Raw genomic sequence first — 14826 nt, forward strand, 5'->3', positions numbered from 1 at the left:
GTAATTCTCTATACATAAAAATAGCTATAATCCTCTATTTTCCTCTTTTTTCGCAAAAGAAAGGGAATAGCACTTAGCTATCCCCTGCTCTAATAATAGTATTATATTAGGTTATCCATTGAGCCGGCAAAAGGTTGGCGAATCCTGCAAATTCATCTTTCCCGTGCCCTCCACCAGATGACAGACGCCGTCGGCATCCACCTCCAGCAGACCCAGCTCCTGAAAAATCTTCAGCCCCTGCTCCACGGCCTGGGCCTCTGACTGCCTGCCGTCCCTGCGCATTCTCATGGCCAGCCATGGGGCATCCTCCAGCACCGGCTTTTTGTCATCACGGCACTGCTTTAAGAACAAATACAAATCCTTCAAAAACTCCCGGTCCACGCTGATGGGCCTTTCATCCTCCAGAGGATGGTCCATACTTTGCACTACACACTGAAGGTAACGGGTTCCCATATACTCATTTATGTTAAATGTATAGACCAAATCCAGTGGCTGAGAATTAATGACATCCAAATCCTCATTCATGTGAAAGGCAATAGCCCTGGCATAACGGTTACCATCAGTAATACTGAACCGTATGTGCTGATTGAGATCCCCCACATAAGAAGCATATGCACCTCTCGCCCCCCTATAACCAAAGAGGGGGCTTTCATTTTTCGTGCCGCAGGGCTCCAGCAAAGCCAATTCCTCCACCATTTCCATGGTAATCTCCAAAGGAGAAATCTCCTGTTCCAGCTCATAAAATGGTATAAATTGCTCTGCCGTCAGCTGCCGCATGGCTTCCTTTTCCATACGGCGCCTGAATTCGGGGATATCCTCCTCTTTTATGGTGAGACCGGCGGCTGCCTCATGGCCACCAAACTGCACCAGCACATCCTTGCAGTTCTCCAGTGCCTCATAAAGATTAAAGCCGTCAATGCTGCGGGCCGAGCCCTTGCCGATACCATCCTTCAGGCTGATGGCAATGGCAGGCTTATAATACTTGTTGACCAGCCCCGTCGCCATAAGCCCGATGACACCATGATGCCAGTCCTCACCGGCCACCACCAGCACCTTGGCATTATCTATGTCCACAGATTTTAACTGCTCCTCGGCCTCCAGCTGCATATCATCCTTCAGCTGTTTCCGTTCATTATTAATCCCGTTCAGCGTCTCGGCAAGCTCTGCCGCCCGTGTCTCATCAGTACAGGTCAGCAGCTCAACCCCCAGAGATGCATCGCTCAGCCGTCCGGCCGCATTTATACGGGGTGCCAGCCAATAGCCCACAAGGCCACTGTTCACCGGCTTTCCCGAAGGATTGACTGACTCCAGCAAAGCACGCATCCCAGGCAGCCTGCTGCTTTCAATGGCCTTTTGGCCAACACTGACAATACGGCGGTTTTCATTGACCAGAGGCACCGCATCAGCCACGGTTCCCAAGGCCACCAGCTCAATGCCCCGGTCATTAAGGGGCTCCCCTTTTATCTCCTGCCAAAGCGCCTGACACAGCTTAAAGGCAATACCAACTCCCGCCAGCTCAGGACAAGGATACTGTGAATCCCTTCGATGGGCATCCACCACAGCCACCGCCTCCGGCAGCTCCTCTCCCGGCAGATGGTGGTCCGTAACAATTACATCCATCCGCCCTGCCACAGCCTTTATTTCCTCCACGGATTTAATACCGCAGTCAACGGTAATCAGCAGATTAATCCCCTTGGCAGCCAGCTTCTCCATGGCCTCCGTATGAAGCCCGTAGCCCTCCGTCAGACGGTCCGGAATATAATAATCCACATCCACGCCCAAGTCCTTGAAGGTGATCATCAAAAGAGAGGTGGCGGTAATGCCATCACAGTCATAATCGCCATATATGGAAATCCGCTCCTTATTGTCAATGGCCTTGACTATCCGCTTTACGGCCTTGTCCATATCAGGCAGCAAAAAGGGATCACAATATTCAAAACGCTCCGGGTGCAGGAATATCTCACCCTTTTCCCTGGTTTCAATTCCCCGATTTATCAGTGCCCCTGCCAACAGCTGGGAAATCCCCAGCTCTGCTGCCAGCCTGGCCGTTTTCTCCCCTGAGTAGGGCTTCATTCTCCATTTTTTCAGCATAATAAACCAACTCCTATTTACCTGTTACCTTTAAATCTTCTAGAAAACTTCTTAAAATCCTCTTTTGTGCAAAACATCTCCAGGAGCCGGCACACAAAAAAGGAGCCCCACATGGGAGCTCCCCACATTTTTATCTGTTTTCTTCAAGTCTCATCAGTACAAAGCACAAATCAGAAACCCGGTTGATATAGAACCTGTCACTGTCGTGGACTATCTCCTGCTCCGCCAGGTCCAGAATAGCCCGCTCCGCCCTTCTGATAAAGGTACGGGCCAAATCCAGGCAGGAGCCCCCCTGGCTCTCGCCGGAAATAAGGAACTGATGCAGCGGAGGCAGCTTGGCCTCAATGCCATCAATAATGGTTTCAAGCTCCACCACATGACCGTCCGTAATCAGCGGTTCCTGGTCAAGGCTGGCCAAATCCGCCATGAGAAGTCCGTTGTTCTGCTGAAGCTTGAGGATTATATCCTTCACCTCGTCATTTTTACAAAAGGCTCTTGCCATACCAAGGGCTGAGCTGACCTCATCAATTGTACCGTACGCCTTCACTCTCAGTGAATTCTTCGCAATGCGCTGTCCCGTATAAAGACCGGTGGTACCCTTATCGCCGGTTTTGGTATAAACACTCATAACGACCTAGCCTCCTACTATACTTATCCGATGTTAACGGTTGCCAAAATTTGACTAACTTCAGATGGCTTTTAAAGCTCCACCTGAATAAGTCTCCATTTTATCAGTCAAAAATCTCAGTAGCACTAAAGTATAAGGAAATCTCCCTGGCTGCACTTTCAGGGGAGTCGGAAGCATGTACTGCATTGCGGCTGCCGCTGGAAGCATAGAGCTTACGGATGGTACCCTCATCAGCCTCGGCAGGGTTGGTCTTGCCGTTGATCTTGCGCACGTTGGCAATGGCGTCCTCACCAGCCAATACCATGGCAATAATTGGACCGGAGGTCATGAAGCCCACCAGATCATCATAATATGGGCGGCCGATATGCTCCACATAGTGCTGGGAAGCCAGCTTCTCATCCATCTGAAGCATCTTAACTGCCAGAACCTGCAGGCCCTTTTCCTCATAAATCTTAAAAATATCACCGATGTGATGTGCCTTCATGGCATCTGGCTTAATGAGTACCAATGTTTTTTCCATTTTGAAATAAATCTCCTTTTAAATACCTATTTTTTTAAATATCCTTTAAATTCTCCTGATACATCTTGGCAATATCCCTATAGGCGTCAGCAGACTCCTTAAGGGCGCTTATCTCCTCCTCGGTCAGCGGGCGGATAAGCTTGGCAGGATTGCCATACACCATGGAATTTGGCGGAATCTTCTTATTCTGCGGAATAAATGAGTTGGCGCCAATAATGCAGTTTTCACCGATCTCCGTATACCCCATAATAACGGTACCCATGCCCACAAGACAATTATCATGAATCTTGCTGCAATGAACCACCACATTATGGCCAATGGTAACATTGTTGCCAATAATGGTCGGGGTGTCCCACATGGTATGAATGGTGCTGTTGTCCTGGATATTGGAATTGCTGCCAATAACCACCTTGTTGATATCCCCCCGGACAACGGAGCTGAACCAGATACTGCTGTTGTCGCCAATCTTAACATCCCCGGCCACCACAGCATTAGGTGCAACATAAACATTCTTGCCTAATTCAGGCTTTTTATCAGCTAATGTCATCACATTTCCCATAAAAAAACCTCCCTCAAGATGTACACTTACTTTATTATAACGCAGTCGTTCAAAATTTCCCACAACCATGTGGGAAATTCTTCATTTTTAGCGTTTCAACCCGATTTAAATAATAACGGGTTATAACGCAGTTGTCATACAAATTCTAGCCCTTTAGCCAGCGTGTGCAGGCCATAACCCGCTGATGCCGCAGCCATTCTCCCAGAGCCTTCCCCTGAACGCCCTCCGGGGCCATGTTTCCATCAATGGACAGCAGCACATCCCTAAGCTCTGTGTACCGCTCCAGATATGCCGGCAGCTGCCCATGGTCAGCCCTTATAATATGGCAAAAATCCTCCGGTGGAAGGTAGCTGGCCATCTTGTGCAAAAGCAAAATGAAATCCGTAATCTTTCCCGGCTTCTGCATAAGAGGTGCCCGCATATGCTCCTCAATCACCAGGGCCCCTGCCCTCATCCACAGATTTGAGAATTTTGCCCTTTCATTCCACCTTTTAAGGACATCCAGCCCCTTCTTTTCGTGATCGTAATGATGGGGCAGCATATCCTCCGGGGTAACCCCCTTTCCAATATCATGAACCAGGCCGGCAAACACAGCCACCACATTGTCCGTGGCTGCTGCCACCTTATCTGTCACCAGCATGGTGTGATTATAGGCATCCCCCTCCGGGTGGAAATCCACCGGCTGAGTCTTGCCGATAAGGGCGTAAATTTCCGGAAACAGTGTTTCCAGCAGCTCTGCCCGTTTCAGCACCTGAAAGAACACCGATGGCTGCTTTGTTTCCAAAGCCCGCTTCAGCTCCCCCAGAATACGCTCCGGCGGCTCACCCTTCAGCTCCTCCCGGCAGCCCTTCATGGCCTCAATAAGCTCATCAGACACAGAAAATCCCAGCTGGGTGGCCTGACGGGCAGCCCTCAGAGCCCGCACCGGGTCCTCGGAAAAATGCTCCGATACCGGCCGCAGAACCCTGTCCGCAATATCCTGACGCCCCCCGTACAGATCCACAATATTCCCTGTCAGCACCTCCATGGCAATACTGTTCACCGTGGTATCCCGCCGATACAGGTCCTCCTCAATGGTAATATCCTCATCCGCCACTATATCAAAGCCCGTATAGCCGGCCCCCACCTTTTTTTCCTTTCGGGCAAAGGCCACCTCACAGCTCACATCATTTATTTTTACCAGAAAAACGGGAAAAGCGTTGCCTATCAGCTTGGCCGACGGGAAACAGACCTCAAAGCTCTCCTTGGAAAGGCCCACCACCACATAATCCTTGTCATTTGGTTCCTTGCCCATGAGCCTGTCCCGGACCCAGCCCCCCACTATATACAGGGTGCCTCCGGCCTCACCTATCTGTTGGGCAAATTCCTGTTCAGTCATCCATTCACCACCTCAGCCTTACTCTCTTTTAAAATTCGTTATTTTACCTACAAATCCTGCAAAAGCCCATCAAAAAACTGCTGCAACCAATGTCACAGCAGTTTGCTTTTCCACTATATAAGCCGGGCGCCCTCTTTGTCAATGTCCAGTATCATGTAGGTGGACTCCACCTTGTTGTCCTTGAAGGCCCTCTGCATGGCCTCCGCCACCTTTACCTCGTTGTTGGTGGCAAGAGCCATCAGACACGGACCGGCACCGCTGAGGAATGCTCCCAGAGCCCCTTCCTTTTTGGCCGCCTTGAACACATCGTACATGCCCGGAATAAGCTCCGCCCGATAAGGCTGATGGAGAGCATCGTCAAAGGCATTCCGCAGAAAATGACGGCTTCCCTTTATAAGAGCTGCCACCATCATGGCCGTACTGCCAATATTAATGATGGCATCCGCCCTGTCCACCTGCTTCGGCAGCACCTCTCTGGCCGCCTTGGTAGGCAGGAAGAAATCCGGCACCACAACCACCATTTTAAAGCGGATTTTCGGAATAAAGCGGAAGGTTTCCGGCCAGCCGTTTCTTACAGTGCTTATGGTCATGCCACCGAAAATAGCCGGTGCCACATTATCAGGGTGCCCCTCAATGTCCGTGGCAATTTTTAATAAATCACGGTTCTTCAGGGGATTTCCCAGGGCCTCATTGGCGGCCTTAATGCCGCCCACAATGGCTGTAGCACTGCTGCCCAGGCCACGGGATAAGGGAACCTTGTTGTCCATAACAATGCGGGCCCCTTTAAATTCATCAGCACAGCCCACCCGCTTCAGCACTCTTTGAATGGACCGCCAGACAATATTACGGCCGTTCTTGGGGATATTCTCCGCCCCTTCGCCGTGAATTTCAATGTCCAGCACATCCTCCCTCAGCAGGGTAAGCTCCAAATCATTGTAGCAGGAACAGGCTATGCCTAAAGTATCAAAGCCCGGCCCCAAATTCGCCGAAGTACCCGGAACTCTTACTTTAACTGTCTTTGCATCCATAACACTGCCCCCCAAGAATATTTATCAGTCTCCCTCAACCCGAATAATATTGCAGATTTTATCCACAACAGAGAGACCGTTCAAAAGCTCTGCGGCTTTTTCAAGCTTTCTGTGCTTAACCACATGGGTAACCGCCACAATTTCCGCATGATTGTTTACCATACGGGTCTGAATTACCGACTTCAGGCTCACATCACTGTCACCAAAGGCCGTGGCAATGGCCGCCAGAACGCCAGGCTCATCATCCACATGGAGGCGCACATAATAAGAAGATTCCGTATCAGCCAACGGGCACAGGGTCCGCTGGTTGTAGCAGGTGCAGCTGACCACAGCTGTATTGCCCGTCACAATGTTGCGGGCCACCGCTATAATATCCGCCAATACAGCAGAGGCTGTCGGCAGAGAACCGGCCCCCCGGCCGTAGAACATGGCATCCCCAATGGCATTTCCCCGAAGGAAAATGGCATTGAATACATCATTTACTGCCGCCAATGGATGGGTTGCAGGCAAAAATACAGGATGAACCCGTACATTAACGCCCTTGTCACCATAATCCTTGGCCACCGCCAACAGCTTGATAACATAATTCAGCTGCTTGGCATAGGCAATATCAGCCGCCTCAATGGTGGTAATACCCTCCACGGAAACGCTGTCCAGATGGATTCTGGTATTAAAGGCAATGGAACCCAAAATAGCGGCCTTTCTGGCTGCATCAAGGCCCTCCACATCAGCCGCCGGATTTGCCTCGGCATATCCCTTGGCCTGGGCCTCCTTCAGCACCTCATCGTAGTCACTGCCATCCTGGGTCATCTTGGTCAGCATATAGTTGGTGGTGCCATTCACGATACCCATGATGGAGGTTATCTTATTGCCGGTCAGGCACTGCTTCAATGGAGTAATAATAGGAATACCGCCGCCTACACTGGCCTCAAACATGAAGTCCACCTTGTGGGATTCAGCGGCAGAAAACAGGGTCTCTCCTGACTGGGCCACAGCATCCTTGTTGGCCGTTACCACATGCTTGCCGGCCTCCATGGCCTTCACCATGTATTCAAGAGCCGGATGAAGTCCCCCCATCAGCTCAACCACAATACTGATTTCAGGGTCATTTATGATGTCATCAATATTATCCGTAACCTTGATGCCCTCAAGATTTGCTCTCTTTTTGGCCAAATCCCGCACCAGGACGGTCTTGATGCCAATTTCACAGCCTACACGCTGTTCAATGTCCTTAACATTTTTCTTTAAGACCTCAACGACCCCGGAGCCTACTGTACCGGAGCCCAACAGTCCGATCTGAATTTTATTGCCCATAAAGCCCTGTTACCCCTCTCACGCCTGAGCCTGACCAAGTACCTCTAATCTCTTAACGCCGTCAACCATGCGCAGCTTGTCAAGCAAAGCCTCCAAATCAACGGACAAATTCATGGTTTCGATGGAAATTGTTGCATTTGCCACACCCTGGAGAGGAATACCCTGATTGATGGTGAGGACGCTGCCGGAATCACTGGAAATAGTGTTCAGCACGCTGGAAAGAACACCCTTCTTGTGCTCCAGCAGAAAGGTCAGGGTAACGATCTTGTTCTGACTTGCCTCATAGAACGGGAATACATAATCCTTATACTTGTAATATGCACTGCGGCTCAGCTCCATCTTCTCAACAGCCTCGTTGATGGTACGGGCATTGCCCCGCTTCAGCATTTCCTTTACGCGAATTGTTTTCTTTATAGCTTCTGGTAAAATTTCTTCTCTAACAAGGAAAAATCCGCTTTTTTCTTTTGTAGTCATATTTTTTCCTCCGTACACTATAAGTGGATATTTTTCTACGCACAAGAGATATTATACACTGTATCTCTAGGGATGACAATAGTGTTTTCAATAAAAACGTAAAAAGGGGTATTCACCTTGCGTATGAATACCCTCTTTGTCTACATGTAAAATACATTACTTTGCTGCCTTGATTTTGCTCTCCGTACCGTTCAGCAGCCGTTCAATATTGGACTTGTGGCGATAGATGATAAATACGGCTGCCAAAGCACCAAAGCCGGTGTAAACCATCGGCATATCGAAAATATAGGACAGAACCGGCACCATGGCCGCACCCACGATGGAGCCCAGAGATACATAACGGGTCACAAAAACGATGGCCAGCCATACCAGGAAAACGATTACAGCGATTATTGGCATAAGCATAATCAGAACCCCAAGGCCCGTGGACACGCTCTTGCCCCCCTTGAACTTCAGGAAAATGGACCAGGAATGGCCTACCACTGCCAAAATACCGCACAGCACCCCATACTCAGGAGCACCGGCATAAAACAGGCCCAGACCGGCTCCCAAAAAGCCCTTCAGCATATCCAGCACAAAAATACAGATACCCGCCGGCTTGCCGATGGTGCGCCAGGCGTTGGTGGCACCAATATTCCCGCTGCCATGCTCTCTGAGGTCCACACCCCATACAGCCTTGCCCAAAATAAGGCCGTTGGGGATGGAACCAATAAGATAGCTTGCTACACATGCAATAATCAGCTCTAACATCAGATATCCTCCTCTTCCTTACGGCCGCGTACAATGAGCTTCAATGGAGTACCCTCAAAGCCGAAGCTCTCACGAAGGCGGTTCTCCAAAAATCTCAGATAGGAGAAATGCATCAATTCAGGGTCATTAACAAAGACAATGAACTTAGGCGGGCAAATATCCGCCTGGGTCATGAAGTAAATCTTCAGCTGCTTGCCCCTATGGGATGGCGGTGGATTTACGGACACCGCATCACGGATCAACTCATTGAGGACACTGGTCTGAATACGCATGGACTGCTGGTCAGCCACGTATTTTACCAGCTCGGTAATACGCGGAATACGCTGATGGGTCAGGGCGGAGGTATAGAGAACCGGCGCATACTGCAGGAAGCCCAGCTCATCACGCAAATCCTCAGTAAAGCGCAGGGTGGACTTGTCATCCTTGTCCGGGAAAATATCCCACTTGTTGACGATAATCACAACACCCTTGCCGGACTCATGGGCATAGCCCGCAATCTTCTTGTCCTGCTCCGTGATGCCCTCAAAGGCATTGATAACCATCAGCACCACATCGGCCCGGTCCACGGCCCTAAGGGAACGCATTACGCTGTAGCGCTCCACGGCCTCGTCAATCTTGCCCTTGCGGCGCATACCGGCTGTATCTATGAGCATAAACTTGTTGCCATCAGATACAAAATGGGTATCAATGGCATCACGGGTGGTGCCGGCTATATCGCTGACAATAACCCGCTCCTCACCAATTAAGGCATTTACAATGGAAGATTTTCCAACATTTGGACGGCCAATAACCGCAATGCTGATTTCATCCTCTTCCTTTTCCTCCTCGTCATTCTGTGGGAAGGACTCTACCACTGCATCCAGCAGATCGCCCAGCCCCAGGGCATTGGAGGCAGAAATACCGATAGGGTCACCCAGACCCAGATTGTAGAACTCGTAGATATTGGCCTCCAGCTGAGGGCTGTCGATCTTATTAATGGCCAATACCACCGGCTTCTTGGCGGAACGCAGCATATGTCCCACCTCTTCATCGGCGGAGGTCAGGCCTACACGGCCATCCACCACAAATACAATAACATCCGCCTCAGCCATGGCAATCTTGGCCTGCTGACGCATGGAGCGGAGAATCTGGTCACTTTCATCAAACTCAATACCGCCGGTATCAATCATGGTAAAGGTATGATTGAGCCATTCAGCGTCCATATATATGCGGTCACGGGTAACACCTGGCATATCGTCAACGATGGATACCCGACGCTTGCCAATCTGGTTAAATAAAGTGGACTTGCCCACATTCGGGCGTCCCACAATAGCTACTATAGGCTTACTCATTGTTGTGGCCTCCTCTCTTGGTATATGCAGCATTACTCTGCCACATATAAGCAGCTGCCTCACCATTCACTCCCTGATAATTGAGAAAATCCGTCAACGCCATAAAATAATCCTTGCCGTCTCCAACGGTTTCCATCCGCCCAGGGAACCAGCCCTTGAACTCATCCAGGGAAACATCATCCAAAAATATATTATCGCCAGCCCGGAGAGCCGACTCCGGTATCAAAATACCGTCAAATTCCTCATTTAAAGCATCCATGGCACTTTTCATATCATGGGCCGTCAGCAGCCCCGATACATTTACAGTAGTGCCAAAATGGTTGTTTGGCACCGGCACTATGGTCACTTCCAGATTGTCCACCGCCAGCTCATCCGCCAGCTTTCTGAACATAGGCGCCACAGCAGTGCCGGTCATTACCGCCAGCCGCAGCCTTTTTCCATAGCCCACCGATGGAGCATCCAGCTCCTGACGGGCAGCAGAAAACTCCTCCATGAAGTTTCGGGCCAGCCCAATGCCATTATCCAGCTGTGGGAATCCATCATAGACTTCGGCAGGCGGCACTTCTTTTCCTGCCAGGAAGTAAAATTCATCACCTAAATACACAAAGGTGCGGCCAGTGGTTTCCCGCTCCTGCTTCTGGAACTTTTCCACCTGCTCAATAACCCGCAAAGCACTTTCCTTGTCAAAGCCCTTTAAAGGATAGCGGTCCTTACGGAATTTGGTCAAGCCCACCGGCACAATGGCCATGGACAAGGCATGGGGCTTCCGGGCCAGAATATCCCGAATGGAACGATCCAGCTCCGGACCATCATTAAGGTCACGGCACAGCACTATCTGGGTGTGGTACTCCACCTCGGCCTCCTCCAGCTTGTCCAGCTGGCTCATGAGGTTGCCGGCGGTCTTGCACCGCAGTATCTGGCTTCTGAGCTCAGGATTCGTACACTGAACCGATACAAACAGCGGGGACAGATGATACTGCTTTATACGCTTAAAATCATTGTCCACCATGTTGGTCATGGTGACGAAATTGCCATACAAAAATGACAGACGATAGTCGTCATCCTTTATATTCAAAGAATCACGCATGCCGGGAGCCACCTGGTCCACAAAGCAGAAGTAGCAGTTGTTGGCGCACTTGCGGATGCCGTCAAAAACAGCGGACTCAAACTCCACTCCCAGCTCCTCGTCGTAATCCTTGTCAAATTCCAGCATTTCCTGATCGCCATTTTCATGCTCGATCAGCATATCTATTTCTTCATCGGCGAAGGCAAAGCTAAGGTCGATAATGTCCCGGAGCTTCATGCCATTCACTTCGATTATTTTATCTCCAGGAACCAGCTCCAGCTCTTCCGCCAGACTGCCAGGCTCCACGGACAATATTTTACCGTAGCCCATACATTCTCCTTTGCTTAATTTTCACAAGATTTACACTATCCGTAAAAACTGTAAATAGGGAGTGATGTAACCATCACTCCCCAGAATTTGTTCATTATACAGTTAAAGCCAATGGCCTTGAGTAAAATTACTCAGCCTCGTTGGACTCGCCAGCCTGCTTAATGCTGAGAGAAATGCGCTTTCTTTCAACATCGATGTTCAGAATCTTAACAGTAACCTGGTCGCCAATAGCAACTACCTCATCAGCGCTCTTGATGCGTCTGTCAGCCAGCTCACCCATAGGAATGAGACCATCAAGGCCCTGCTCAATACGCATGAATGCACCGAAAGCCTTCAGGCCAACGATCTCACCGGAGATAACATCACCGGCATTGTACTTCTCAGCCTTAACTACCCATGGATCTGGCATGGTGTCCTTAACGCTCAGGGAAATACGAACCTTGCCGTCCTCGGACTCAGCAATGCTCTTAATCTTAACGTCAAGCTCCTGACCCTCTTCCAGTACATCTGCAGGATCCTTAACACGGTTCCAGGAGAGGTCGGAAATGTGAACCAGACCATCGATACCACCGATATCAATGAATGCACCGTAGTTAACCAGACGCTTAACAGTACCCTTAACTACATCGCCTTCCTTAACGTTCTCCAGCCAGGACTTGAGCTCAGTCTCAAGAAGCTGACGACGGGAGAGAACCAGACGCTGCTTGGTAGGATCGAGATCAATAGGAACAACCTTTACAGTCTGGCCAACATACTTGGACAGATCCTTAACGAAGTTCAGCTCAATCTGGGATGCAGGGATGAATGCACGAACACCAAGTGCACGGGCAACCAAACCACCCTTAACAACCTGAGTAATCTCAGCCTCGATAGGCTCAGCCTTCTCAACGATGCCATCCAGCTCCTTCCAGGATGCCAGACGGTCAGCCTTTACCTTGGAAACAGTAAGACCGTTCTCGCCACCCTTGGCAACAACCAGAACCTCAATAACATCGTCAACCTTAACAATGTCCTTTGCAGACTCAGGAGCTGGCTCAGCAAGCTCGAACTTGGAAATTGGAACATCGTTCTTGTTGCCCTGGATGTTAACGATTGCTTCGCTATCATTTACAGCAACAACTGTAGCCTTAACTAAATCGCGCTCATGTATCTCCTTCATAGAATCTTCTGCTGCTAACCAAGCTTCCATTGAATTCATTTCTTCTGACACTTTTTATAAACCTCCTTGATAATCCAGTCCGGCGTAGAAGCACCGGCTGTGATACCAATTTTTTTAATTTTATCAAACCACTCGTCACGAAGCTCATCTGCTGTTTCGATATGGTAAGTTTTGCATTTATCACTGCAAAGCTGAGCCAGCCTTGTAGTGTTGGCGCTGTTTTTGCCGCCAATAACCAGCATAAGGTCAACCTCACCCGCCAGCTTTATGGCTGATGACTGACGTTGGTCTGTTGCTGTGCAGATAGTTCTCAAATATTTTATATCATTTGACTTGTCAATAAGTCTTTCAGCAATCTGCTTAAATTTAGACACGGAGAAGGTAGTCTGTGCTACCACGCCAAGCTTTCCATACCTTGGTAAAGCCTCGGCCTCTTCTTCCGTTTCAATAGCTACGGCGCCTTCACCGGCCCATTCGATAATACTCCTTACCTCCGGGTGGTGCTTTTCACCGATGATAACTACCTGATACCCCTCATCAGCAAGCATCTTGGCCGATGACTGGGCCTTACGGACATGCGGACAGGTGGCATCAACCATATTCAACCCCATGGCCTCAATCCGCTCATATATGGCAGGGCCTACACCGTGGGACCGGATAATAATGGTCCCCCCCTTGACTTCATCCAGGGAGTTCACCGTTCCTACGCCATTCTCCGCAAGCTTTGCAACCATCTGGGGATTATGGATAATCGGTCCAAGGGTGTTGGTCACCTGACCGGGAACCGCTGAATCTTCTGCCAGCTGAATGGCCCGCTTTACTCCATAGCAAAAGCCCAAATTGTCTGCAAGGATTACTTCCATAACATATCACCTTGTATGCTGATTAATATGATTTGTCCAACATACCCACACATTATATCATTATTTTTCATGCTTGGCTATTCATTTTTATTAAATTATCGATTTTCTCCATAATTTTTTTAGAAAAATCAGCCAATGCTTCTTTATCATTGTGTTTTCCTTCAAAATACATAGGCTCCCCAAAAATAATTTGGAGACGTGGCAAAAAGCCCCCATTTTGCAGGATTTTGTTGGTCCCGATAATAGCCGTCGGCACCACAGGAACCTTGCCCATGGCAGCCAGCAGTGCTACCCCGGCCTCCGCCTTATGGGTCTTGCCGTCCTTGCTGCGGGTTCCCTCCGGAAATACCCCCAGACACAGGCCCTGCTTCAGAATCCCCAGAGCCGTCTTGATGGCCCCCCTGTCAGCCGCTCCCCGCTTTACGGGAAAAGCGTACAGGCTGCGGATAATGGCCCCGGCTATGGCCGGCTTGAACAGCTCCTCCTTGGCCATATAGGCCACAGGCCTTGGCATATAGGTGCCCACCACCGGCGGGTCCCAGTTGCTCAGATGGTTGGCCGCCATAATCATGCCGCCCTCCATTGGCACATTCTCCTGCCCCTGGATTTTCGGCCGGAACAAAATGCCGAACAATATCTGAAAAATAACCTTCAATACCTTATAAAACATCTTCTCACCTGCATCTGTCCAGAATAGCCTGCACTACTTCCTCAATGCTCATATCACTGGTATCCAGCAGCTCCGCATCCTCCGCCTGCACCAATGGAGAAATTTCACGCTCGCTGTCAGCCTTGTCACGGGCCGCAATTTCCTCCTGCAGCTTCTTCAAATCCACATCGTAGCCCTTGGCCTTCATTTCCTTGTAGCGGCGATCAGCCCGCTCCTCAATGGAGGCAGTAAGGAAAATCTTGATATCGGCATTTGGCAGTACATTGGTGGCAATATCCCGGCCATCCATAATAACGGACCCCTTGGTGGCCATATCCCGCTGCAAATCCGTCAGCTTCTCACGGACAGGACCCAGTGCAGCCACCTGGGAAACAATGGCAGTTACCTCAGGAGTACGGATAGCGGCAGTAACATCAGTATGGTCCACATACACCTTGGTCTTGCCATCCTTGTAATCCAGCACAATAACGATGTCCTTGACAACCTCATTGATAAGCTCATCAGTAACCGGCTTACCCTGCTGGAGAGTTTTCCATGCCACCGCCCTGTACATGGCCCCGGTATCAATATAAGTAAAGCCCAGCTCCTTGGCCGCCATCTGGGCCACAGTGCTCTTGCCTGCCCCGGCAGGGCCATCAATTGCCACAACTAATTTTTTCATTTAC

The 14826-nt window shown here is 49.9% G+C and carries 15 protein-coding genes; all 15 read right to left on the bottom strand.

Translation table 11 applies throughout. The features are described from left to right. Nucleotides 1–111: 111 nt before the first annotated feature. Nucleotides 112–2091 (bottom strand): single-stranded-DNA-specific exonuclease RecJ, encoded by a 1980-nt coding sequence (gene recJ / locus D081_RS06940; protein ID WP_085023452.1) that lies wholly within the window; start codon nt 2089–2091, stop codon nt 112–114. Between the two features lie 130 nt (nt 2092–2221). Then, complete coding sequence (locus D081_RS06945) at nt 2222–2719, bottom strand: cob(I)yrinic acid a,c-diamide adenosyltransferase (RefSeq protein WP_085023453.1); 498 nt, start codon at nt 2717–2719, stop codon at nt 2222–2224. Between the two features lie 103 nt (nt 2720–2822). Further along, nucleotides 2823–3239 (bottom strand): nucleoside-diphosphate kinase, encoded by a 417-nt coding sequence (gene ndk, locus D081_RS06950; protein ID WP_085023454.1) that lies wholly within the window; start codon nt 3237–3239, stop codon nt 2823–2825. A gap of 34 nt (nt 3240–3273) precedes the next feature. Further along, the gene (locus D081_RS06955; RefSeq protein WP_085023455.1) at nt 3274–3798 is read right to left on the bottom strand and encodes a gamma carbonic anhydrase family protein; all 525 of its coding nucleotides are present in this window, start codon (nt 3796–3798) and stop codon (nt 3274–3276) included. Between the two features lie 145 nt (nt 3799–3943). After that, a complete protein-coding gene (locus D081_RS06960) occupies nt 3944–5176 on the bottom strand; it encodes an HD domain-containing protein (protein ID WP_085023456.1) in 1233 nt (410 codons plus the stop codon). A 113-nt stretch (nt 5177–5289) separates the two neighbouring features. Next, nucleotides 5290–6204, bottom strand: coding sequence for a homoserine kinase (thrB, locus tag D081_RS06965; RefSeq protein WP_085023457.1), 915 nt, complete (start codon nt 6202–6204; stop codon nt 5290–5292). Between the two features lie 24 nt (nt 6205–6228). After that, nucleotides 6229–7518 (bottom strand): homoserine dehydrogenase, encoded by a 1290-nt coding sequence (locus D081_RS06970; protein ID WP_085023458.1) that lies wholly within the window; start codon nt 7516–7518, stop codon nt 6229–6231. Between the two features lie 18 nt (nt 7519–7536). Further along, nucleotides 7537–7992, bottom strand: coding sequence for an ACT domain-containing protein (locus D081_RS06975; protein ID WP_085023459.1), 456 nt, complete (start codon nt 7990–7992; stop codon nt 7537–7539). 156 nt (nt 7993–8148) lie between these two features. Next, nucleotides 8149–8742 (bottom strand): glycerol-3-phosphate 1-O-acyltransferase PlsY, encoded by a 594-nt coding sequence (plsY, locus tag D081_RS06980; RefSeq protein ID WP_085023460.1) that lies wholly within the window; start codon nt 8740–8742, stop codon nt 8149–8151. Then, on the bottom strand, nt 8742–10073 hold the full coding sequence (gene der / locus D081_RS06985) for a ribosome biogenesis GTPase Der (RefSeq protein ID WP_085023461.1): 1332 nt from the start codon (nt 10071–10073) through the stop codon (nt 8742–8744). The genes plsY and der overlap by 1 nt, the downstream gene beginning before the upstream one ends. After that, nucleotides 10066–11469 carry a DUF512 domain-containing protein gene (locus tag D081_RS06990; protein WP_085023462.1) on the bottom strand — a complete coding sequence of 468 codons (1404 nt, stop codon included), beginning with the start codon at nt 11467–11469 and terminating at the stop codon, nt 10066–10068. Before D081_RS06990 ends, der begins: the two co-directional genes overlap by 8 nt. Nucleotides 11470–11596: 127 nt before the next feature. Continuing rightward, a complete protein-coding gene (locus tag D081_RS06995) occupies nt 11597–12679 on the bottom strand; it encodes a 30S ribosomal protein S1 (RefSeq protein WP_369823997.1) in 1083 nt (360 codons plus the stop codon). Further along, the gene (gene ispH, locus D081_RS07000; RefSeq protein WP_085023464.1) at nt 12664–13491 is read right to left on the bottom strand and encodes a 4-hydroxy-3-methylbut-2-enyl diphosphate reductase; all 828 of its coding nucleotides are present in this window, start codon (nt 13489–13491) and stop codon (nt 12664–12666) included. Before ispH ends, D081_RS06995 begins: the two co-directional genes overlap by 16 nt. A gap of 67 nt (nt 13492–13558) precedes the next feature. Next, entirely contained in the window at nt 13559–14161 is a 603-nt protein-coding gene (locus D081_RS07005) for a 1-acyl-sn-glycerol-3-phosphate acyltransferase (RefSeq protein ID WP_085023465.1), read from the bottom strand. A gap of 4 nt (nt 14162–14165) precedes the next feature. Then, complete coding sequence (gene cmk / locus D081_RS07010) at nt 14166–14822, bottom strand: (d)CMP kinase (protein WP_085023466.1); 657 nt, start codon at nt 14820–14822, stop codon at nt 14166–14168. Nucleotides 14823–14826 lie beyond the last annotated feature (4 nt).

This window comes from Anaerovibrio sp. JC8 (assembly GCF_002100115.1).
Lineage (GTDB): Bacteria > Bacillota > Negativicutes > Selenomonadales > Selenomonadaceae > Anaerovibrio.